Here is a 22,771-nt window from a genome sequence, read left to right on the forward strand (position 1 = left end):
CCTGCCTCCTCCCCTGAGTTCACTTGCCCAGTTTTTCGAAGATCTTGTTCAGCTTTTCCTCCAGGGTCGCGGCGGTGAAAGGCTTGACCACATAGCCATTGGCCCCTGCCTGCGCCGCGGCGATGATGTTTTCCTTCTTCGCCTCGGCGGTCACCATCAGCACCGGCAGGTGCTTGAGCCCGTCGTCGGAGCGGATCTGCTTGAGCATCTCCAGGCCATCGAGATTGGGCATGTTCCAGTCCGAGACGACGAACTCGAAGCTCCCCCCACGCAGCTTGTTCAGCGCGTCCTGGCCGTCCTCGGCCTCATCCACGTTGTTGAAGCCCAGCTCCTTGAGCAGGCTGCGGACGATCCGGCGCATGGTCGGAAAGTCGTCCACCACCAGAATGCTCATGTTTTTGTCGGCCATTGTTATGGTCCCCCTCGCAATCAAGGGCGGGCACGTTGTCGAAACCCGCCGTGGCATGCAAACGGGGCGCGGTACGCGCCCCTCGTTGTTATCGATCCGCCGGGCGATCTCCCCGGTCAAAACTCATTCCACTGTCCTTCGGCAGTGGCCAGGGCCGGGACGGCGCTTTCCTTCGCGCCGGCCGGCTGGCGTCCCTGCTCCGGGCCGGCCTGTGCCAGCCGGGGCACGGCGGTGCGCGGCGCCCGGGTTTCCTGCGGCGACGCATGCGACTGCTCCGCGCCCAGGCGGAACACCGCCACCGCCTCCTCCAGGTGTCGCGCCTGTTCGGCCAGCGAGGCCGAGGCTGCCGACGCCTCCTGCACCAGCGCGGCGTTCTGCTGGGTCACCTCGTCCATCTGCGCGACCGCCGTGTTCACCTGGGCGATCCCCTCGCTCTGTTCGTGCGAGGCCGCCGAGATCTCGTCGATGATGTCGGTCACCCGCTGCACCGCCCTCACCACCTCCTCCATGGTTCGCCCGGCCTGCTCGACCAGTTGCGAGCCGTCGCCGACCCGCTTGCCGGAGGACTCGATCAGCGCCTTGATCTCCCGCGCCGCCTCCGCCGAACGCCCGGCCAGGTTGCGCACCTCGCCGGCCACCACGGCGAAGCCGCGGCCCTGCTCGCCGGCGCGCGCCGCCTCCACCGAGGCGTTCAAGGCCAGGATGTTGGTCTGGAAGGCGATCGAGTCGATGACCCCGACGATCTTGGCGATCTGCGCCGAGCTGTCGCTGATCTCGCGCATCGTCTCCACCACCCGGCCGACCACCTCGCGGCCCTGACCGGCGGTGCCCGAGGCGTCGTTGGCCAGCGCGCTGGCCTGGCGGGCGTTGTCGGCGTTCTGCTTCACCGTCGCGGTCAGCTCTTCCATGCTCGCCGCGGTTTCCTCCAGCGAGGCAGCCTGCTGTTCGGTGCGCGAGGACAGGTCGGCGTTGCCGCTGGCGATCTGTTGCGCGCCGACCAGGATCGAGCCGCTGCCGGTGCGCACGCTGGTGACGATCCGCGCCAAGCTCAGGCGCATTTCGCACAGGGTGCGCAGCAACTGGCCGATTTCATTGTTGGAGGTGATCGGGATCGGCTGCGACAGGTCGGCGCGGGCCAGGCGCTGCACGTGCTCCATCGCTTCGTTCACCGGACGGACTACGAAGCCCATCAGCATCGCCCGCAGGGCCAGCATCAGGAACAGGGCGACGACCAGGGAGATACCACCGAGGATGGAAGAAAGCAGGATGTCGTCATGATGTTCGGCCTGTTGGCGATCATCCTCGACGGACAGATAGGCCGTGATATCCGCCACGGCCTTGAAGGTCTTCGGCGCGAGCCTCTCCGTCATGTCCACTTCGAGCCTGTCGAAGGCTGCGCGGTCCCCCGTACCCCAGGCCTCGAGCATCGATTCGCTTCCGGCCAGCGACTCCTTCAGGCTGGCGATCGCCAAGGCGAACAGCTCGCGCCCCTTCTCCTCGGCGAACGGCGGCATGGCCTCCAGCTCCGCCAGCGTCCCGCGCCCACCGTCGATCCACTTCTGGGTCGCCGCCCGATACTGCTCCCGAACCGAATCGCTGACCTGAGCACCGGCGGCGAGCTTGCCGCCCATCACCAGGCGCGTGAAGGACTTCAGCCGAAACAGGTCGCTCTGCAGCACCAGATTGAAGCGTTTGGCGGTCTGCGCCCGCTCTTCGAACGCTCGACTGGCCTTGTCGGTGCTGATGTAACCCAGTGTGGCGACGGTACCGATCAACAGGGCGAAACAGACCAGGGTGGTAGTGACGATCGCCTTGATACTCAAGCCACGCAAAAAATCCCGCATACAACTTTTCCCCTAATACCCGAGCGGGTAAAAACACCTCCGCCCAGCCATGAGGCCGGGCGACTCTCCTGCCAGGCATTCGCTCGCCGACGCCCCTCGGCGGAATCCGCTCCGCCTTCATTCGTCAGCGAGCGATCCCGGTCAGAACTCCTCCCACTGCTCCTCGGCGACGGCCGTGGCCGGCTGGGCATGCGCCTTTTCCGACAGCGCCTTCGGCCGTGCCGCCGGACGGGCCTGCGTCGGCGACCGGGTCGCCGACAGCGACTCGCCGTGCTTCTGCTCCGCCGAACGCCGCTGCTCCGCGCCCAGGCGGAACACCGCCACCGCCTCCTCCAGGTGCCGCGCCTGCCCGGCCAGCGAGGCCGAGGCCGCCGACGCCTCCTGCACCAGCGCCGCGTTCTGCTGGGTCACCTCGTCCATCTGCGCGACCGCCGTGTTCACCTGGGCGATCCCCTCGCTCTGTTCGTGCGAAGCTGCCGAGATCTCGTCGATGATGTCGGTCACCCGGTGCACCGCCTTCACCACCTCTTCCATGGTCCGTCCGGCCTGCTCGACCAGTTGCGAGCCGTCGCCGACCCGCTTGCTGGAGGCCTCGATCAGCGCCTTGATCTCCCGCGCCGCCTCCGCCGAACGGCCGGCCAGGTTGCGCACCTCGCCGGCCACCACCGCGAAGCCGCGACCCTGCTCGCCGGCGCGCGCCGCCTCCACCGAGGCGTTCAGCGCCAGGATGTTGGTCTGGAAGGCGATCGAGTCGATGACTCCGACGATCTTGGCGATCTGCGCCGAGCTGTCGCTGATCTCGCGCATCGTCTCCACCACCCGGCCGACCACCTCGCGGCCCTGTCCGGCGGTGCCCGAGGCGTCGTTGGCCAGCGCGCTGGCCTGGCGGGCGTTGTCGGCGTTCTGCTTCACCGTCGCGGTCAGCTCTTCCATGCTCGCCGCGGTTTCCTCCAGCGAGGCGGCCTGCTGTTCGGTGCGCGAGGACAGGTCGGCGTTGCCGCTGGCGATCTGTTGCGCGCCGACCAGGATCGAGCCGCTGCCGGCGCGCACGCTGGTGACGATTCGCACCAGGCTTTCCTGCATCTCGCGCAGCGCGCCGAGCAACCGGCCGATCTCGTTACGCGAGGTCACCGGGATCGACTGCGACAGGTCGGCGCGGGCCAGGCGCTGCACGTGCTCCACCGCCTCGTGCACCGGACGGACCACGAAGCCCATCAGCATCATCCGCAGGGCCAGCATCAGGAACAAGGCGACGGCCAGGGAGGCGCCGCCGATGATGGCGAAGGTGATGAGGCTGGCGTGGTACTCGGACATCTGAGCATGACCATGGGCCTCCAGGTAGATCATGGTGTCCGCCAAATCCTTGGCGATCTGCGGGCCACGCTTGAACATCATGTCGTCTTCGAAGCGGTCGAAGGTTTCGGTGTCGAGCTTCGCCCAAGCCTGCAACTGTTGATCGAGAGAATCGAGCGACTCGGCCAGACTCGCTGCCGCCTTATCCAGCAGCTTGCGTCCGTCCTCCTTGGCGAACGGCGGCATGGCCTGGACGTCCGCCAGAATGTTGTTGGCCTGAGCGATCCGCTCCTGGATATCGGCCTGTTGCTGCTGCCGCTCCGCGAGAGGGACCTGATGGGCAAGACTCATCTTGCCGAAGGCTTCCAGTCGCGAGAAGGCTCTCAGGCGCAAGCCATCGGCCTGACGCAACAGGTCGATCCGGGTCGCTGTCCGTGTCCGGTCGGCGAGTGCCTGATCGCCCAGCCTGGTCCCCCCATAGCCCAGGCCGGCGACGATGACCAGCAGCAAGGCGAAACAGCCCAGGGTGGCGGTGACCACCGTCCTGATGCTCAGATTAAGCAAAAAACCCACCATTGAACTTTCTCCATCGGCTGCCAGTACAGCCTTTGCAATCGGACCCGCTCCCCCATCCAGGGGGCGACAGCCTTCTCGAAATTTCGCTTTCGCGCGACACCTCTCGTTGGCCGCGGAAATCGCTCCCGCGGCCCGGCCGGCGCGCCTGCGCACCAGCTTGAAGAGCCATGACCGGAACCCGTTCCGGCCGAATCCGCCCCGGTGGGCATCGTCTCCCCACTACCCTCGACAGCGGCACTGACACCCCACCCCGTGCCTTTTCCCGCAGCGACCGCCGAACTTCTGCGCCAGCGCACCGCCATCTGCCCCGGAGGGCTCTGGCTGCGGGCTCAGACCCGCTGCGCCCGCCCGGAGGCGGCCACCTGCTTGAGAATCCGCTCGGCCATGTGTTCGAGCGATACCACCTCGCAGGCTCCGCCGAGGGCGATGCCTTCTCGCGGCATGCCGAACACGACACAACTGGCCTCGTCCTGGGCGAAGGTGAAAGCGCCGGCCTGGCGCATCTCCAGGAGCCCGCGCGCGCCGTCCTTGCCCATGCCGGTGAGCAGCACGCCGATGGCATTGCGTCCGGCGTTCTCCGCTGCGGAGCGGAACAGCACATCCACCGACGGACGGTGGCGGTTGACCGGCGCGCCTTCGTCCAGCCGCGCGATGTAGTTGGCACCGCTGCGCGCCAGCTTGAGGTGGGCGGTTCCCGGCGCTATGTAGGCGTGTCCGGGCAGAATGCGCTCGCCGTCCTCGGCTTCCTTGACGGCGATGTTGCACAGGCGGTCCAGCCGCTCGGCGAACGAGCGGGTGAAGCCGCCCGGCATGTGCTGGGCGATGAGGATGGCCGGGCTGTTGGCCGGCAACGGTTCGAGCACGGCGCGGATCGCCTCGGTGCCGCCGGTGGAGGCGCCGATGATCACCAGCTTCTCGCTGGAGAGGATCGGCGCCTGCAGCGCCTTGGGTCGCGGAGCGCTGGCCGGAGGCGCCTGGCGCGGACGCGAACGGGCGGCGGCGCGGATCTTCTCGGCGATCAGTTCGCTGTAGTCGAGCATGCCGTGGCGAATGCCCATCTGCGGCTTGGCGATGAAGTCCAGGGCGCCCAGTTCCAGGGCGCGCAGGGTGATTTCCGAGCCGGCCTGGGTCAGCGAGGAGACCATCAGCACCGGCATGGGCCGCAGACGCATCAGCCGTTCGAGGAAATCGAGACCGTCCATGCGCGGCATTTCGACGTCTAGGGTCAGTACGTCCGGGTTGTGCTGCTTGATCAGGTCGCGGGCGACCAGGGGATCGGCGGCGACGGCCACCACTTCCATGTCCGGTTGCGCGTTGATGATTTCGCTCAGGAGGTCGCGTATCAGCGCCGAATCGTCGACGCACAACACGCGGATCTTGGGACTGCCCATGGGGATCTCCTTTTCGACGGCCAGCCCCATCGCCGCCACCCCGTCAAGGGGGCGGGGTCGGCCGTTCGGGCTGCATGTTCCCGGTATATCGGCCGATCGGCGTCGAACTTTAGGGAGGAGTTCCTCTCCCCGGACCAATCGCCTCGCTCGCGGTCGGCGGGCAGGTCCGCTGCGGCGTTCCTCCGCGAACCGCAGGAGCGAGCCTGCTCACGATCGGCAGGGCGGCGCCAGCGAGCCGGCTCCGGCAGGGCGCGCCCGGAGCGGCGTTCAGAGCGGCCGCAGGATCAACACTCCCAGCGGCGGCAGCTTGAGGTTGAGGCTGAAGGGCTGGCCGTGGCTGGCCAGTTCGTCGGCGACGACGCCGCCGGCGTTGCCGAGGTTGGAGCCGCCGTAGCATTCGGCATCGCTGTTGAGGGCCTCCTGCCAGTCGCCGCCGCTGGGCACGCCGATCCGGTAGCCATGGCGCACCACCGGCGTGAAGTTGGCGATCACCAGCAGCGGCCGGCCCCCGCGGTCCCGGCGCAACCAGGAGAACACGCTGTTGTGGCGGTCGTCGCCGATCAGCCACTGGAAGCCTTCCGGCACGCAGTCCTGCTCGTGCAGCGCCGGCTCCCGGCGATACAGCCGGTTGAGGTCCTTGACCAGTTGCTGCACCCCCTGGTGGTCGTCGTAGTTGAGCAGGTACCAGTCGAGTTCGTGGTCGTGGCTCCACTCGCGCCACTGGCCGAACTCGCAGCCCATGAACAGGAGCTTCTTGCCCGGCATGCTCCACATGAAACTCAAGTAGGCGCGCAGGTTGGCGAACTTCTGCCAGCGATCGCCAGGCATCTTGTCGATCAGCGAGCGCTTGCCGTGCACCACCTCGTCGTGGGAGATGGGCAGGATGAAGCGCTCGGAGAAGGCGTAGATCAGGCCGAAGGTCATGCGATCGTGGTGATAGGCGCGGTGGATCGGGTCCTCGGCCATGTACTTCAGGGTGTCGTGCATCCAGCCCATGTTCCACTTGTAGTCGAAGCCCAGCCCGCCCTCGGCGGTCGGCCTGCTGACCCCCGGCCAGGCGGTGGATTCCTCGGCGATCACCAGCGCGCCGGGCGCCTCGATCTTGACCACGTCGTTGAGGTGGCGCAGGAAGTCGATGGCCTCGAGGTTCTCGCGCCCGCCGTGACGGTTGGGAATCCACTCGCCCTCCTTGCGCGAATAGTCGCGGTAAAGCATCGAAGCCACCGCGTCGACGCGCAGTCCATCGACGTGGAACTCGCGCAGCCAGTACAGCGCCGAAGCGATCATGAAGCCGTGCACCTCGGTGCGCCCGAGGTTATAGATGAAGGTGTCCCAGTCCTGGTGAAAGCCCTCGAAGGGGTGCTCGTACTCGTAAAGAGCGGTGCCATCGAAACGGCCGAGGCCATGGCTGTCGGTGGGAAAGTGCGCCGGCACCCAGTCGAGAATCACGCCGATGCCGGCCTGATGGCAGGCGTCGACGAAGGCGGCGAGGTCCTCGCGCCGGCCGTAGCGGGCGCTGGGGGCGAACTGCGACAGCGGCTGGTAGCCCCAGGAACCGCCGAACGGGTGCTCCATGATCGGCAGCAGTTCCACATGGGTGTAGCCCATCTCTTGCACGTAGGGGATCAGCCGCTCGATCAGCCGCTGCCAGCCGAGCAGCCGGCCGTCCTGGTCGCGCCGCCAGGAACCGACGTGCAGTTCGTAGATCGCCAGCGGCGCGTCCGCCGCCTGGCGGGCGGCGCGCTGACTCATCCACTCCCGGTCCTGCCAGTCGTGCTGCAGCGGCGCGGCGACCACCGAGGCGGTATTCGGCGGACTTTCGGTCGCCAGCGCCACGGGGTCGGCCTTCAGCGGCAGGATGCCGTGGGAACCGAGCAGTTCGTACTGGTAGGACTCGCCCGGCCTCAGGCGCGGAATGAAGAGTTCCCAGATCCCGGCCGGATAGCGCAGGCGCATCGAATGGCGGCGACCGTCCCAGCCATTGAAGGGACCGACCACCGAGACGCGCCGGGCGTTCGGCGCCCACACGGCGAAGCGCACCCCCTCCACCCCGTCCACGTTCAGGCACTGGGCGCCCAGGCAGCGACCGAGGTCGCGGTGATTGCCTTCGGTGAACAGGTAGAGGTCCGTCTCGCCCAGCAGGGGGCCGAAGCTGTAGGGGTCCTCGCTCAGTTGCTCGCCCGAGGCCCAGCGGATGCGCAGCAGATAGGCGCGCGCCTCGGCGAGGCGGCAGACGAACAGGCCCGGCACGCGGCTGGCCCGCATGTCGGCGAGCTTCTCACCGGAGTCGCGGGCGAGCAGCTCCACGGCCAGGGCATTCGGCAGGTAGACGCGCACCAGCGTGCCATCGTCGTGGGGGCCGAGTATCGCGAAAGGATCACCGTGCTCGCCGCGCACCAGGGCATCGATGTCCGCTTCGCCGGGCAGCAGGGAGTCGTCGTTGTCGGGCTGGGTCTGCGATGGGCTCATTGCGCCTCTCCATCCAGTAGCTGTTGCGCCAGATTCGCCAGGCCCCGCAGCGGTACGGCCAGCCAGGCGGGGCGGTTTTCGGCCTCGTAGGCGATTTCGTAGGCGGTCTTTTCCAGGCTGAACAGCGCCAGCGCGGCCTCCTCGCCGTCCGGCACGGCCCAGGCATGGCCGATCTCGGCCGCCGCCTGGCGGTAGGCGGCGAGGAAGGCCTGGCGGGCGTTCGCCTGGTACAGCGAGGCGATGCGCCGACGGGCCTGGTCGGCCGCCTCGGAGCTGTCGACACTCTGCGCGTTGCGCATGGCCATGTCGGCGGCGTAGCCGATCGAGCGCAGCACGCCGCTGACGTCCTTGTAAGGGCTGTGCTTGGCGCGGCGCGCGGCGAGCGGCCGCGACGGCTCGCCCTCGAAGTCGATCAGATAGGCGTCGCCCTGCACCACCAGCACCTGGCCGAGGTGCAGATCGCCATGCACGCGGATGCGCAGGCTGCCGACGCAGGCCCCGGCCAGTTCGCCGACTTTCTCCAGCAGGGCATCACGCTGCAGCAGCAACTGCTCGACGGCGGCCCGTTCCTCCTCGGCCAGCGTCGCCTGGCGCTGGGCGAGGATTTCCAGGGCCCGCCCCAGTTGCGCGCCGATGCTCTCGGTCCACTGCGCCGCTTGCTCGGGACCGGCGGTTTCGCGAGCGAAATCCGGGTCCTCGGTGGGCGCGGCCAGGGCCATGTGCATCTCGCCGAGGCGCTGGCCGAGCTGGCGGGAAAAGCTCTCCAGCTCGTGCAGCGCGCTGTACTGGCTCTCCAGGGTCGACTCGCCGCCGGCCAGTTCGTCGCGGATGGCCCGGTCGAGGGTGTTCTGCGTCCACTCCCAGGCGTCGCCCTGGTTCTCCAGGTAGCGCTGCAGGATCATCAGCACGGTGCAGCCGCCCTGGGCATCGACCCGACACACCTCGCCGAGCACGCTGGCGATGTTGGCGAAGCCGTATCCGGTGAGGTGCAGGCCCATCTCCAGTTCGGGATGCACGCCGACGGACACCCGGCGGATCAGCTTGAGCACCAGGGCGTTGCCAAGCACCGCCGAGCTGTTGGATTGCTCGGCGGAGATGTAGCGCACCTCGGCGTCGGCCGGCAGCTCGACCTTGTCCAGTTGCGCGGTGGGCAGAAAGCGCAGCTCGCCCTGCTCGAAGGCCAGCACGCGGCGCTCGCGCAGCGCCTGGACCGTCGCGCGGACGAAGCCCTCCAGGGTGAAGGCATCGGTCAACAGGCCCACCCGCCGGCCACGGCGCACCCGGGTCATGGCCAGTTGCTGGGGCAAGGCGCTGCCGAACTCCTCCTCGGGGAGAAAACCCAGCGGCAACTGGTAGCGCTGCGGGCCGCCCTCGCCGCCGACCTCGATCTCGCTGAGCAGCACGGGGCGCGGCAGATTGCCGAAGGTCACCGTATAGGCGATGTGCACGTTGCCCGAGGGCGCGCCCTTGCCGGCGAACCAACGACGCTTGGGCAGGTAGGCCGGCAACACCTCCTTCTCCAGGATGCGCCGGTTGGGGTCCACCAGCAGATCGTCGAGACGCCGCAGCACCAGGGTCTGGAATTCCGGCATGCCTTCGGTGGGCTTGATGTGCCAACTGGGCATCTGCGACGCGGGCGCCAGCAGGAACCAGCAGAAGCCGTAGGGCGGCAGGGTCAGCAGGTAGGGCAACTGGCCGATCGGCGGGAAGGCGCTGCCGCCGGTCATCTCCACCGGCACCATGTCGGCGAACTGGGGCAGTTCCAGTTCCACCGCCTGGGCCGAGCGCGAGACGTTGGCCACGCAGAGGATGGTCTCGCTGCTGCCGTCCGCGCCATGGTATTCGCGCAGGTAGGCGAAGATGCGCCGGTTGGCCGGCGCCAGCAGCCGCAGCGAGCCGCGGCCGAAGGCCTTCTGCTGCTTGCGTACGGCGAGCATGCGCCGGGTCCAGTTGAGCAGCGAGTAGCTGTCGCGCTGCTGGGCTTCGACGTTGACGCTCTGGAAGCCGTACAGCGGGTCCATGATCGGCGGCAGCACCAGTCCGGCCGGATCGGCGCGGGAAAAGCCGCCGTTGCGGTCGGTGCTCCACTGCATGGGCGTGCGCACCCCGTCGCGGTCGCCCAGGTAGATGTTGTCGCCCATGCCGATCTCGTCGCCGTAGTAGATCACCGGCGTACCTGGCATCGACAGCAGCAGGCTGTTGAGCAGTTCGATGCGCCGCCGGTCGCGCTCCAGCAGCGGCGCCAGGCGCCGGCGTATCCCCAGGTTGATCCGCGCGCGGCGGTCGGCGGCGTAGAAGTTCCACAGGTAGTCGCGCTCGCGGTCGGTGACCATCTCCAGGGTCAGTTCGTCGTGGTTGCGCAGGAAGATCGCCCACTGGCAGTCGGACGGGATGTCCGGGGTCTGGCGCAGGATGTCGGTCATCGGGAAGCGGTCTTCCTGGGCGATGGCCATGTACATGCGCGGCATCAGCGGGAAGTGGAAGGCCATGTGGCATTCGTCGCCCTTCCCCTCCGGGGCGCCGCCGAAGTAGAGCTGAGTGTCCTCCGGCCACTGGTTGGCCTCGGCCAGCAGCATGCGGTCCGGATAGCGGGCATCCAGCTCGGCGCGGATGCGCTTGAGCACCTGGTGGGTCTCGGGCAGGTTCTCGTTATTGGTGCCGTCGCGCTCGATCAGGTAGGGAATGGCGTCCAGGCGCAGACCGTCGACGCCCAGATCGAGCCAGTAGCGCATGATGCCGAGCACCGCCTTCATCACCTGCGGGTTGTCGAAGTTGAGATCCGGCTGGTGCGAATAGAAGCGGTGCCAGAAGTACTGGCCGGCCACCGGGTCCCAGGTCCAGTTGGACTTCTCGGTATCGAGGAAGATGATCCGGGTGTCCCGGTACTTGTCGTCGCTATCCGACCAGACGTAGAAGTTGCGCGCCGCCGAGCCCTTCCTGGCCTGCCGCGCCCGCTGGAACCAGGGATGCTGGTCGGAGGTGTGGTTGATCACCAGTTCGGTGATCAACCGCAGGCCGCGCCGGTGCGCCTCGGCGATGAGGCGTCGCACGTCGGCGAGGCTGCCGTAGTCTGGATGCACGCCGCGGTATTCGGCGATGTCGTAGCCGTCGTCGCGACGCGGCGAAGGGTAGAACGGCAGCAGCCAGATGGTGTTGACCCCCAGGTCGGCGATGTAGTCCAGCTTGGCGATCAGCCCCGGGAAATCACCGATGCCGTCGTTGTTCGAGTCGAAGAACGACTTGACGTGCACCTGGTAGATCACCGCGTCCTTGTACCAGAACGGGTCCTCGAGAAAGGCGACGGACTTGAGCGATTGATCCATTGTTCTCTGCTCCTGGATGCCAGCGGTTTACTCCGGTGGGGTCAGCTTCCAGATACCGAAGGGCAGATAGTCGGGGTCGAGGCGCGTCCACTGCTTCTTACCGTGCCAGGTCCAGCGATGGCCGTTCATCAGATCCTCGCCGTGCATGTCAGCGTGGTCGGGCAGGCCGAACTCCCAGAGCGGCAGCTCGAAATGGGCCTCCTGGGCGTGCCAGGGATCGAGGTTGATGGCGACCAGGACGAAGTTGGAGAGGTCCGGCGTACGCTTGCCGAACAGCAGGGTGTTGTCGTTCCAGATGTTGTACGGCTCGAAGCCGAGATGGGTCTGCAGCGCCGGGTTGTAGCGGCGGATGCGGTTGAGCTGGGCGATCTCGGCGACGATGTTGCCGGGCGCCCGGTAGTCGCGCGGGCGGATCTCGTACTTCTCCGAGTCGAGGTATTCCTCCCTGCCGGGCAGCGCCGCCGCCTCGCACAGCTCGAACCCCGAGTACATGCCCCACAGCCCGGAGCCCATGGTCGCCAGCGCGGCGCGGATCAGGAAGCCGGCGCGCCCGGAGTGCTGCAGGAAGAAGGGGTTGATGTCCGGCGTGTTGACGAAGAAGTTCGGTCGCACGCAGTGTCTGGCCGGCGCCTCGTTCAGCTCGGCGAAGTAGGCGGTCAGTTCTTCCTTGGCATTGCGCCAGGTGAAATAGGTGTAGCTCTGCGAGAAGCCGAGCTTGCCCAGGCGCAGCATCATCGCCGGGCGGGTGAAGGCCTCGGCGAGAAAGATCACTTCCGGGTGCCGGCCGCGCACGTCGCCGATCAGCCACTCCCAGAACGGCAACGGCTTGGTGTGTGGGTTGTCGACGCGGAAGATCTTCACCCCCTCGGCGACCCAGCCGAGCACCACGTCGCGCAGCGCCATCCAGAGGTCGGGGATGGCGTCCTTGGCATAGAAGTCGACGTTGACGATGTCCTGGTATTTCTTCGGCGGATTCTCGGCGTAGCGGATGCTGCCGTCCGGGCGCCAGGAGAACCAGCCGGGATGCTGCTTCAGCCAGGGGTGGTCCTGGGAGCACTGCACGGCGAAGTCCAGGGCGATCTCCAGATCGTACTCGCCGGCGGCGGCGACCAGTTCGCGGAAATCCTCGCGCGAGCCCAGTTGCGGATGGATGGCCTCGTGGCCGCCCTCCTCGCCGCCGATGGCATAGGGGCTGCCGGGATCGTCCGGCCCGGCCTCCAGGCTGTTGTTGCGGCCCTTGCGAAAGCGCCGGCCGATCGGATGGATCGGCGGGAAGTAGAGGACATCGAAACCCATGTCGTGGATCGCCGGCAGGCGGGCGATGACATCCTTGAAGGTGCCGTGGCGATGCGGGCTGTCGGTCTGCGAGCGGGGGAAGAGTTCGTACCAACTAGCGAACAGGGCCCGTTCGCGCTCCACGTCCAGGGGGAAGGCATTGCTGTAGGTGCGATGCGGATACGGGTCGGCGGCGCTCATGGCGGCGGAGGCCTCGCCGCTCAGCAGCAACTCCACGGCCTCGGTGTGCGGGGCCTGCTCCAGACGCCGCAGGAGATCCTCCAGCGTGGCGCGCACCTCGCCCCGGGCGTGTTCGGCGGCCCGCTGCAGATGCAGGCGGCCCTCCTGCAGCTCCAGGGAGACCGGCACCCCGGCGGCATGCTTCTTCTGCAACTCGTGCCGGTAGGTTTCGTAGAGATCCCACCAGGCCTCGACCACGAACAGATGCCGGGCGACGCGCAGCGGCGTGAACTCGACCTGCCAGCGGTCGTTGCCGACGAACTTCATGCGCAGGCGGTGCCAGCCGCTCTCGCCGTCGGCGCGCCAGTAGAGGGCGGCGCCGAGTTGGTCGTGGCCGTCGGTGAAGACGGTGCTGGCCACCGTCACCGGCAGGCCGGCGATCGCCTTGACGGCGAAGCGTCCGTTGTCGACAACCGGTTCGGTGTTCTCGATGGCGATCCGCGGTAGACGCAGCGCTTCCTCCAGGGTCGGACGACGGTTCTCGCAATGCACGCCGGGCTGGCTGGTGTCGGACATCGGGCACGTTCCTCTGCTGGACAACCATCGGAAGCAGGCGACTGGCGCGATCGGCATTGGCCGGCCATGCTGATTCCGATGGCGGATGCGTGGAAAAAGTTCTGTGTCTGGCCGTCGATCGGCGGAACCCGCCGGCCGCCGCCTCTATCCATGAGTTATAGATAACAAACGCGACCGGTACGGACTTGTGAGTCGAGCTATTGTCCGGAATCACATGCAGGCCCAGCGTGGGCGGGATACTGCGGTCGATCTGTCGCAGGAACTCGAGAAACGCCCTGGCTGACCTTGCCCGTCAGGATGCCAAAGGCGGCATACAGGCTGGCCGTCCCGTGACGCTTGTAGCCTGCGTCCGCCGCTCAACCTGCCCGGGCTTGAGCGGCAGCATTCGTCAACAGACAGCACCAGGGCGTTGTCGGGCGGATTCAAGTACAGCCCGACGACATCGACCACTTTGTCTGCAAAGTGCGGGTCGTTACTGATCTTGAAGGTTTTCAGCCGGTGCGGCTTGAGATCGGCAGCCGCCACACCTTGTGCGACTTGCCAGATACTGACCGACCGGCTAACGCCCTGCGTAGAGGTCGCCTCCCGACATCGGAGCTCATGGCCGGGCTGGTTCGCTGCGGCACCGGCGCAATCGACTTTGGGGTATGAGTCGCTGAACGTTCTGCCGACCAAGTGTGAGGATTGACGCTCTGCAGGTGAATCAGGGTGATTGCACGAGTCACCAAAAACAAGAAAGGCACCTGTGGCGCCCTTCTTGTCAGCCCTGCTTATTGGGATAAAGCCGCCACTCTGGCCCGCGCCCCGTGCAGCTTCTTGTAGCTGTCGATCAGGCGCAGGTGCCTGTCGAGCCCTTCCAGCTTCATGCTGGTCGGCGTCAGACCGTAGAAGCGCACGCTGCCATCCACCGACCCCAGCGCCGCGTCCATCCGCTCGTTGCCGAACATCCGGCGGAAGTTGACCTCGTAGTCGGCCAGCTCCAGCTCTTCGTCCAGCACCACTTCCAGCACTACGTTCAGGGTCTGGTAGAACAGCCCCCGCTCGACCGTGTTGTCGTTGTACTGCAGGAAGGCTTCCACCAGTTCCTTCGCGTCTTCGAAGCGACGCAGGGCGAGGCTGATCAGCAGTTTCAGTTCGAGGAGGGTCAACTGGCCCCAGACCGTGTTGTCGTCGAACTCGATACCGATCAGGGTGGTGATGTCGGTGTAGTCATCCACCTCGCAGTTTTCCAGACGCTTGAGCAGTGCCTTGAGGCGGGCATCGTCCAGGCGGTGCAGGTTCAGGATGTCCTCGCGGAACGACAACGCCTTGTTGGTGTTATCCCAGATCAGATCCTCTACCGGATAGATCTCCGAATACCCTGGCACCAGGATGCGGCACGCCGTGGCCCCCAGGTGCTCGTACACCGCCATGTACACTTCCTTGCCCATGTCTTCGAGAATGCCGAACAGGGTGGCGGCTTCCTCGGCATTGGAATCTTCCCCCTGGCCGGAGAAGTCCCACTCGACGAATTCGAAGTCGGCCTTGGCGCTGAAGAAGCGCCACGACACCACGCCGCTGGAGTCGATGAAGTGTTCGACGAAGTTGTTCGGCTCGGTCAAGGCGTGGCTTTCGAAGGTCGGCGCCGGCAGGTCGTTCAGGCCTTCGAAGCTGCGGCCCTGCAGCAACTCCGTCAGGCTGCGCTCCAGTGCCACCTCGAAGTTCGGGTGCGCGCCGAACGAGGCGAACACGCCGCCGGTACGCGGGTTCATCAAGGTCACGCACATCACCGGGAACTCGCCGCCCAGCGACGCATCCTTGACCAGCACCGGGAAGCCCTGTTCTTCCAGGCCCTGGATACCGGCCAGGATGCCCGGGTACTTCGCCAGCACCTCGTGCGGCACATCGGGCAGGGCGAGTTCACCTTCGAGGATTTCACGCTTCACCGCGCGCTCGAAGATTTCCGACAGGCACTGCACCTGCGCTTCGGCCAGCATATTGCCGGCACTCATGCCATTGCTGAGGTACAGGTTCTCGATCAGGTTGGACGGGAAGTACACCACCTCGCCGTCGGACTGGCGCACGAACGGCAGCGAACAGATGCCGCGCTCCACATTGCCGGAGTTGGTGTCGTACAGGTGCGAACCACGCAACTCGTCGTCGGGGTTGTAGATTTCCAGGCAGTACGCGTCGAGGATTTCAGCCGGCAGCGCATCCTTGCGGCCAGGCTTGAACCAGCGCTCATCCGGGTAGTGCACGAACGCCGCATTGGCGATGTCTTCTCCCCAGAACTGGTCGTTGTAGAAGAAATTGCAGTTCAGGCGCTCGATGAATTCGCCCAGAGCCGATGCCAGCGCGCTTTCCTTGGTCGCACCCTTGCCGTTGGTGAAGCACGTCGGCGATTGCGCATCGCGGATATGCAGCGACCACACGTTGGGCACTATGTTGCGCCACGACGCGATCTCGATCTTCATGCCCAGGCCGGCGAGGATTTCCGACATGTTGGCGATGGTCTGCTCCAGCGGCAGATCCTTGCCCAGGATGTAGGTGCTCGCGTCGGCGTCGGGGTTGAGCATTAACAACGCCTGGGCATCGGCATCGAGGTTTTCCACTTCCTCGATCACGAAGTCAGGCCCGGTCTGCACGACCTTCTTCACCGTGCAGCGGTCGATGGAACGCAGGATGCCCAGGCGATCCTTCTCCGAGATATCCGCCGGCAACTCCACCTGGATCTTGAGGATCTGCTTGTAGCGATTCTCCGGATCGACAATGTTGTTCTGCGACAGGCGGATATTATCGGTGGGGATATCGCGCGTCTGGCAGTACAACTTTACGAAGTAAGCCGCGCACAAAGCCGATGAAGCCAGGAAGTAATCGAACGGACCCGGTGCGGAGCCATCGCCTTTGTAGCGGATCGGCTGGTCGGCGATCACCGTGAAATCATCGAACCTGGCTTCTAGCCGAAGGTTATCGAGAAAATTAACCTTAATTTCCATGCGGAATTACCACGATAAAAAACGACTTGATCGGCATTATCCGGCCAAATGAGCCCTGGGGGTATCCCGACGGGCGTTGGCTGCAGGCAACTTTCAATGCAGCAGAGTCGACGCGTGGCAGATCAGGAACAGATTCCGGCCATGTGCTTCGGGTAACATGCGCCGCCCCACGCCGCCAGCCAAACACCCCGCACTCGAGGAAACCGCCGTGCTCACATCCCAGGTCATCATCATCGGCGCCGGTGCCGCCGGACTGATGTGCGCCATGAGCGCTGCCGCACGCGGTCGCCGAGTGCTGCTGCTCGACCACGCCAACAAGGCCGGCAAGAAGATCCTCATGTCCGGCGGCGGGCGTTGCAACTTCACCAATCTGTATTGCGAACCGGCCAACTTTCTCTCGCACAACCCACACTTCTGCAAGTCTGCGCTGGCGCGCTTCACGCAGTGGGACTTCATCGCCCTGGTGGCCAGGCACGGCGTGCCTTACCACGAGAAGAAGCTCGGCCAACTGTTCTGCGATAACAAATCCAGCGACATCCTCGACCTGCTGCTGGACGAATGCGAGCAAGCCGGCGTCGACCTGCGCCTGAGCACCTCGGTGGGCGAGATCACGCGCGTCGACGGTGGCTACCAGCTGCAGACCAGCATCGGCCCGACCCATTGCGAATCGCTGGTCATCGCCACCGGCGGCCTGTCCATCCCCACCCTCGGCGCCACCGGCATCGGTTACCAGATCGCCCGCCAGTTCGGCCACAACCTGCTGCCGACTCGCGCCGGCCTGGTGCCGTTCACCATCACCGACCCACAGTTGAAGGCGCTGTGCAGCGAGCTATCCGGCACCTCGGTGGAAGACTGCCGGATCACTTGTAACGGCCAGAGCTTCGTCGAGAACATCTTGTTCACCCACCGGGGCCTCAGTGGTCCGGCGATCCTGCAGATTTCCTCCTACTGGCAGCCCGGCGAGGCCATCAGCATCGACCTGCTACCCAGGATCGATCTGCCGGCCTGGCTTGCCGAACAACAGCGAGAGCGTCCCAACAGCGAGCTGAAGACGCTGCTGGCCGACCTGTTCACCAAGAAGATGGCCGGCCTGCTGGCCGAGCACTGGCTCACCTCGAAACCGATGAAGCAGTACACGCCGGGCGAACTCAAGGTCATTGCCGAACGCCTGAGCGACTGGCAACTGGTGCCAGCGGGCACCGAAGGCTACCGCACCGCGGAAGTCACCCTGGGTGGCGTCGACACCCGCGAGGTGTCCTCCAAGACCATGGAGTCGCTGAAATCACCCGGGCTGTACTTCATCGGCGAAGTGCTGGATGTCAGCGGTCACCTCGGCGGTTTCAACTTCCAGTGGGCTTGGGCCTCCGGCTACGCGGCGGCGCAGTACGTGTAATGACACAGATAAATCTGCGTCATGCATAATGCCGGCATGGAACATTACAGAATCATCCTCAGCCCTCAAGAAAGAGCGCGGTTGCAAGGGCTGACAAGCCAAGTCGTCAACGCCCTGATCCTGCTGGCCTGCGACCGCTCGCAAGACCAAGGGCCGCGCAAGACCAGTGAGCTGGGCGTGAGCCAGCGCAAGATCGACAACGGCGCGCCCTAAAAAAACGAACTCAAGCCCTGGCGCAAGGTAGGCTGGGCGATCCCGCCGAAGGCCAGTGGAGAGTTCGTGGCGGCCATGGAGCAGGTGCTCGATGTCTACAGCCGCCCCCATGACCCGGCCCATCCCATGGTCTGCATGGACGAAACGCCGCGGCAACTGATCCGCCAGGTGCGCGAGCCCTCGAGGCGGTAGCGGGGCATCCCGAGCGCGAAGACTACGAGTACGAGCGCGCCGGCACCTGCAACGTCTTCGTGGCCTGCGAGCCGCTGGCCGGCCGGCGCCTCGCCAAGGTCGCCGAGTACAAGAAAAGGCAGGACTGGACGCTGTTCCTGCAGGACATCGCCGAAGCCTGGTCCGGGGCCGAGCGCATCACGCTGGTGATGGACAACCTCAACACCCACAGTGCCGCCTCACGGTCAAGCTCATCGAGCAGGATGCTCGACAGCAACGGCGAGAGCAAGCCGCCTTGCGGCGTCCCCTCCTGCCGTAGGCTGACCAGCGCCAGTCACGGCGCTACGCGCCATGCCTGGCGCACACACAAAAGAACCCCCGCCGGTTATATGGCGGGGGCTCAGTATTTCGACCTGGCGGCTGTCGCGGGAATCAGCGGCCGTTGTAGGCGAAGGCTTCGGCGGTTTCCGGGGTCCAACCGTAGGGACGCGGGCGGTTGCCGTGGATCACCACCTTGTCGCCTTCGGCGAAGACGCAGTTCGGCGAGCGGTACTCCTTCAGTTCGCCGCTGTCGGTGCGTACCAGGTAGATGCGCTCGCTGGCGCCCAGGGCCTTCTGGCCGGAACCGCCGAACAGCGCACCGAGGCCCGCGCCGATCACCGCACCGATCGGACCGCCGACGGAGCCGGCCATCATGCCGCTCATGCCGCCCGTGGCTTGGCCCGAGGTCTGTCGCGCCAACCAAGCTCCGGATACTTCTGCATCTATGCCAGGCCACGATAAGCAATATATCAAACCGACTCATGACGAATCAGGCTCATAAACCATAAACCTGATGCAGGATTCCTGTGAGTCCGCGCGATAGTCACCTGTTTTTGCACTCAAATTGCGCTAGAGGAAATGTAGGATATGCCTTGTCGATTCAATGTTCTTTTATGGGAGTCTTAGCAATGCCTACCTTGGACTTGTCTTTTGTACGTAGCCAATTCCCCGCCTTTGCAGAACCCTCTCTCGATGGGCAGGGCTTTTTCGATAATGCCGGCGGCTCCTACACCTGCCAACAAGTGATCGATCATCTTAACCGATACTATCGGCAAATGAAGATCCAACCCTACGGTGCTCATCCAGCTTCGCGTAGGGCTGGGGAAGAGATGGACCATTCACACGTAGAGATTGCCAGTTACTTGGGGGTATCTGCAGAAGAAGTCCATCTTGGACCCTCTACATCCCAGAATACTTATGTGCTCGCAGAGGCATTCGGTAACCGTCTCCAACCAGGGGATGAAATCATTGTCACGAACCAAGACCACGAAGCAAACAACGGTGTATGGCGTCGCCTCGCCAAGCGAGGCATTGTGATCAAAGAGTGGCAGGTCAATCCTTCGACGGGTTCGCTGAATACCGAAGCACTTCAAGCCCTGCTGTCGACGCGTACAAAGGTAGTGGCATTCACTCACTGCTCGAACATCCTGGGTGAAATCAACCCAGTTCGTAAAATCTGCGAGATCGTCCACGCGGCTGGTGCACTCGCTGTGGTTGACGGAGTTTCCTATGCCGGTCATGGGCTGCCCGATGTCTCTCAACTAGGTGCCGATATCTACCTTTTCTCACTGTACAAAACATTTGGTCCCCATCTCGGCGCAATGGTAATCCGACGCCCCTTGATGGACTTTCTAGGCAATCAAGCTCACTATTTCAACGAAGCGTATCTGGCCAAATGGTTTGTTCCAGCCGGTCCTGACCATGCTCAAGTAGCTGCGGCTAGCGGAGTCACGGCTTACTTCGACAAGGTCCATGAGTATCACTTCCCTAGTGCAGACAGTAAACATCGCGCTGAAAATGTGAGGACACTGTTTAGAGAAGCAGAAGCCTCTCTACTTCCAACACTGCTTGAGTTCTGTGGCGGCGATTCACGAGTTCGCCTCCTCGGCCCGATTGAAGCAATAAAGCGCTCGGCGACGGTATCCATTCAAACACTGAGCGCCACTCCACGAGAAATCTCTGAGCGGTTGGCAAAGAAAGGAATTATCGCGGGTGCAGGTCACTTCTATGCAGTTCGTCTACTCGAGGCGCTGGGGGTAAATTCTGCTGAGGGGGTGCTGCGCCTGTCTTTCGCTCACTACTCCAGCCCAGAAGAGATCCAACAGCTCATTAACGCTTTGAACGAAGCACTTTAATGCACGCCCTATGTAAGCCAATATAAATCATGGGCATTGGGCAGCCTCCAATACCTATTCCATAGCTCCCTTCGCCACCCCAAACCAATAAAGCAATCACTCCACCACTACATCATCCAGACAAATAAATGACTGCGTACTGCTAACATCGGGATGACAATTCAGTTCATCCACTATGATTTTGGTAAAGTCCGCCATCCTCGGCGCCACCACACGAACCATGAAATCTACATCACCAGTAACCCCTGTAGCCAACCGCACCCAGGGCCTATTTTGTAGCAACAACGCAACCCGCCCTCTAGCTCCAGGCTTATCCTTGCGCAAAGTAACAATAACCCAAGCCGATACATCGTTACCGAGCTTGCTCTCATCAATGATGGCTGCATACCCCCGAATAACCCCTGCCTCCTCAAGTCTTTTAACTCTGCGCAAGCATTGCGACGGGGACAGCCCCACTTGAGCCGAAAGCTGTTGATGGCTTATCCGTCCATCCGCCTTCAGGGAAGAGATTATTCGTGTATCCATTCGATCGAGCTTTATCTCACTCATAAATCTTGTTCTAAATACAAGGCTCCTGCGTAGCGTGCCATGCCCGCCTCCTATATTGCAAACCTCTCAGAGATAGGTGGGCCAGGTAAAGCGAGCCGTTACGAGCGCTGAGAGGGCGTACGCCGGTTGGCTTTATCCTGGAACAGTGGCATAAGGACCCGCAGCACTTCAAAGACGATCCAAGCCATTACTTTCCGACCAAACACCTATGCCGCTTCTGGCATGAGCATCATTTGTGCTTTCGTATTGCCGGATTAATAGCCATTCCTGGATTTGCACGCTGGAAGTCATCCCGGCGCTGAGCTGGAGGCTCCCGGGCAGCGCCTTCAGCCGGATGCGCACCGGGATGCGCTGGGCCAGGCGGACCCAGTTGAAGGTCGGCTCGACATCTGCCAGCAACTGCTGGTCCGGAGCGGCATTGCGGTCGGTAATGCCGCTGCTGATGCTTTCAACCGTCCCCTCCAGCGGCTCGCCGCCGCCCATCAGCCAGACCCTGGCCGGCGCGCCGACATGGATACGCGGCAACTTGGTTTCCTCGAAATAGGCCTGCACATAAAAGGAAGCCTTGACGACTAGGGCCATGACTGGCGTACCGACGATGGCGTAGTTGCCTTCGGCCAACTGCAGGTTGGTGATCTGCCCAGCGCGCGGGGCGCGCAGCACGCTGCGCTCCAGGTTGATTTCGGCCAGGCGCAGATCGGCCTCTGCCTCCAGAAGTTCGCTGCGGGCGATGTCGGCATTGCAAGTTTCTGGTTATTTTCCGCTCAGTCCGGACAGGGCCATTCTAGAGGGAAGCATCGGGAAGCTGCACAACTATCCGGCCTTGTGTGCACTACATGCACCTCATTGTTTTTAAATGGCCTTCCTTTATTCGAAAACGAAAAGAGCAAAATCCGCCCAGCGTTGCGAAGGTGACAGCTTGCTGAAGCAGCCCCTCAAAAAAGACGGCGCATGCAGCCGAGCAGCAACGGCCGGACGTCCAGGCAGCCCGACAGGGATGGATCGAGGAGCAGTCCGGTTTCGATTGGCGCAAGCTGATCTTCGTCGACGAAACCGCCGCTTCGACGAACCTGGCCCGCCTGCGGGGCTGGGCCCCTCGCGGCGAGCACTGCCGGGCCGCGATCCCCCACGGCCACTGGAAAACCACGACCTTTACCGCCGGCCTGCGGCTGGATGGCCTGAGCGCGCCGCTGGTGCTCGATGGCGCCATGAACGGCCCGGTCTTCCTGGCCTATGTCGGGCAGGTTCTGGTACCCGAGCTGACGCCCGGCGATATCGTGGTGATGGACAACCTGCCGGCCCACAAGGTGGTGGGGGTACGCCAGGCCATCGAAGGCGCAGGAGCCACACTGCGCTACTTGCCACCCTATAGCCCCGACCTGAACCCGATCGAGATGGCCTTCTCCAAGCTCAAGGCACTGCTGAGAAAGGCGGCGGCGCGGACCGTGCCGCAGCTGTGGCAGAGCATTGGCGAGGCGATTGCGCAGTTCTCTGCACAGGACTGCAGGCACTACTTCGAGGCAGCCGGATATGAATCGGGATAAGGTAAAAATGCTCTAGGAACCAGACGAAAGAGAACCGGGGCAGTTTGCATCGCGCACCGGGCTATGATCCAAGGCGTTGGACTTACAGAAAACCCGCTACAGTAAGCTGTATCTAAGCTAGGAGGTCAACTGGTGCGGAATCCATGCTGTGGCTTTTATTCCCCTCCGCACACGAAGCGAGGACTGATCCATGAGCCAGCGATCCGATATTCCCCAGCCCGACCCGGTGGTCTGGAACCATCCGGGAGATTTTCCGCAGATGCCGGAATACGAGCCGCCCGAGGAAATCAAATACACCCCGCCCAACGACGGGAAATTGTCCCATGCGGAGGAAGAGCAGGAGCCGCAATGAGCGGCCGCCCGGCCTCCGTGCTCCCGGGCGGCGGTAAACCGCTGCGCGCGAAACACACTGT

The 22,771-nt window shown here is 64.3% G+C and carries 14 protein-coding genes and 4 pseudogenes; 6 read left to right on the forward strand and 12 right to left on the reverse strand.

All coding sequences use genetic code 11. The annotated features are described in order from the left end of the window. Window positions 1-19: 19 nt before the first annotated feature. The 9 genes and pseudogenes from cheY to AVCA_RS12760 form a co-directional block, all read right to left on the reverse strand. Window positions 20-409 carry a chemotaxis response regulator CheY gene (gene cheY / locus AVCA_RS12725; protein ID WP_041807223.1) on the reverse strand — a complete coding sequence of 130 codons (390 nt, stop codon included), beginning with the start codon at window positions 407-409 and terminating at the stop codon, window positions 20-22. 116 nt (window positions 410-525) lie between these two features. After that, window positions 526-2,253 carry a methyl-accepting chemotaxis protein gene (locus AVCA_RS12730; RefSeq protein ID WP_012701356.1) on the reverse strand — a complete coding sequence of 576 codons (1,728 nt, stop codon included), beginning with the start codon at window positions 2,251-2,253 and terminating at the stop codon, window positions 526-528. A gap of 141 nt (window positions 2,254-2,394) precedes the next feature. After that, entirely contained in the window at window positions 2,395-4,119 is a 1,725-nt protein-coding gene (locus AVCA_RS12735) for a methyl-accepting chemotaxis protein (protein ID WP_413783305.1), read from the reverse strand. Between the two features lie 332 nt (window positions 4,120-4,451). After that, window positions 4,452-5,513, reverse strand: a complete 1,062-nt coding sequence (locus tag AVCA_RS12740; protein ID WP_012701358.1) for a protein-glutamate methylesterase/protein-glutamine glutaminase — start codon at window positions 5,511-5,513, stop codon at window positions 4,452-4,454. A gap of 267 nt (window positions 5,514-5,780) precedes the next feature. Beyond that, a complete protein-coding gene (glgB, locus tag AVCA_RS12745) occupies window positions 5,781-7,982 on the reverse strand; it encodes a 1,4-alpha-glucan branching protein GlgB (protein WP_012701359.1) in 2,202 nt (733 codons plus the stop codon). Continuing rightward, window positions 7,979-11,305 carry a maltose alpha-D-glucosyltransferase gene (treS, locus tag AVCA_RS12750; protein WP_012701360.1) on the reverse strand — a complete coding sequence of 1,109 codons (3,327 nt, stop codon included), beginning with the start codon at window positions 11,303-11,305 and terminating at the stop codon, window positions 7,979-7,981. The genes glgB and treS overlap by 4 nt, the downstream gene beginning before the upstream one ends. 27 nt (window positions 11,306-11,332) lie before the next feature. Then, window positions 11,333-13,336, reverse strand: coding sequence for an alpha-1,4-glucan--maltose-1-phosphate maltosyltransferase (locus AVCA_RS12755; protein WP_012701361.1), 2,004 nt, complete (start codon window positions 13,334-13,336; stop codon window positions 11,333-11,335). 64 nt (window positions 13,337-13,400) lie between these two features. Next, window positions 13,401-13,888 (reverse strand): annotated as a pseudogene (locus AVCA_RS24965) (transposase); the annotation flags it as partial. A 218-nt stretch (window positions 13,889-14,106) separates the two neighbouring features. Further along, the gene (locus AVCA_RS12760; protein WP_012701362.1) at window positions 14,107-16,311 is read right to left on the reverse strand and encodes an OsmC domain/YcaO domain-containing protein; all 2,205 of its coding nucleotides are present in this window, start codon (window positions 16,309-16,311) and stop codon (window positions 14,107-14,109) included. A 157-nt stretch (window positions 16,312-16,468) separates the two neighbouring features. Between AVCA_RS12760 and AVCA_RS12765 the strand changes: the two genes are divergently transcribed. From AVCA_RS12765 to AVCA_RS26785, 3 genes and pseudogenes are all read left to right on the forward strand, one after another. Continuing rightward, a complete protein-coding gene (locus tag AVCA_RS12765) occupies window positions 16,469-17,704 on the forward strand; it encodes a BaiN/RdsA family NAD(P)/FAD-dependent oxidoreductase (RefSeq protein ID WP_012701363.1) in 1,236 nt (411 codons plus the stop codon). A 36-nt stretch (window positions 17,705-17,740) separates the two neighbouring features. Beyond that, window positions 17,741-17,917, forward strand: a complete 177-nt coding sequence (locus tag AVCA_RS27260; RefSeq protein WP_187149012.1) for a hypothetical protein — start codon at window positions 17,741-17,743, stop codon at window positions 17,915-17,917. Next, a pseudogene (locus AVCA_RS26785) lies at window positions 17,915-18,330 on the forward strand (transposase); the annotation flags it as partial. The gene AVCA_RS27260 and the pseudogene AVCA_RS26785, both read left to right, overlap by 3 nt. A 190-nt stretch (window positions 18,331-18,520) precedes the next feature. On the opposite strand, the gene AVCA_RS12785 reads toward AVCA_RS26785, so the two are convergent. Continuing rightward, the gene (locus AVCA_RS12785; protein WP_012701366.1) at window positions 18,521-18,793 is read right to left on the reverse strand and encodes a hypothetical protein; all 273 of its coding nucleotides are present in this window, start codon (window positions 18,791-18,793) and stop codon (window positions 18,521-18,523) included. 245 nt (window positions 18,794-19,038) lie between these two features. Between AVCA_RS12785 and AVCA_RS24975 the strand changes: the two genes are divergently transcribed. Beyond that, window positions 19,039-20,265 carry an aminotransferase class V-fold PLP-dependent enzyme gene (locus AVCA_RS24975; RefSeq protein ID WP_236616154.1) on the forward strand — a complete coding sequence of 409 codons (1,227 nt, stop codon included), beginning with the start codon at window positions 19,039-19,041 and terminating at the stop codon, window positions 20,263-20,265. 96 nt (window positions 20,266-20,361) lie between these two features. Here AVCA_RS24975 and AVCA_RS24980 read toward each other — a convergent pair whose 3' ends face one another. Together AVCA_RS24980 and AVCA_RS12790 are read right to left on the reverse strand one after the other, a co-directional pair. Beyond that, window positions 20,362-20,814 carry an Lrp/AsnC family transcriptional regulator gene (locus tag AVCA_RS24980; protein ID WP_072432847.1) on the reverse strand — a complete coding sequence of 151 codons (453 nt, stop codon included), beginning with the start codon at window positions 20,812-20,814 and terminating at the stop codon, window positions 20,362-20,364. A 264-nt stretch (window positions 20,815-21,078) separates the two neighbouring features. After that, window positions 21,079-21,555, reverse strand: a pseudogene (locus AVCA_RS12790) (HlyD family efflux transporter periplasmic adaptor subunit); the annotation flags it as partial. Between the two features lie 197 nt (window positions 21,556-21,752). Between AVCA_RS12790 and AVCA_RS26430 the strand changes: the two are divergent. Continuing rightward, window positions 21,753-22,358, forward strand: a pseudogene (locus tag AVCA_RS26430) (IS630 family transposase); the annotation flags it as partial. Window positions 22,359-22,548: 190 nt separating this feature from the next. Beyond that, a complete protein-coding gene (locus tag AVCA_RS26435; protein ID WP_012701370.1) occupies window positions 22,549-22,710 on the forward strand; it encodes a hypothetical protein in 162 nt (53 codons plus the stop codon). Window positions 22,711-22,771: the final 61 nt, after the last annotated feature.

The organism is Azotobacter vinelandii CA (genome assembly GCF_000380335.1).
GTDB classification, from domain to species: domain Bacteria; phylum Pseudomonadota; class Gammaproteobacteria; order Pseudomonadales; family Pseudomonadaceae; genus Azotobacter; species Azotobacter vinelandii.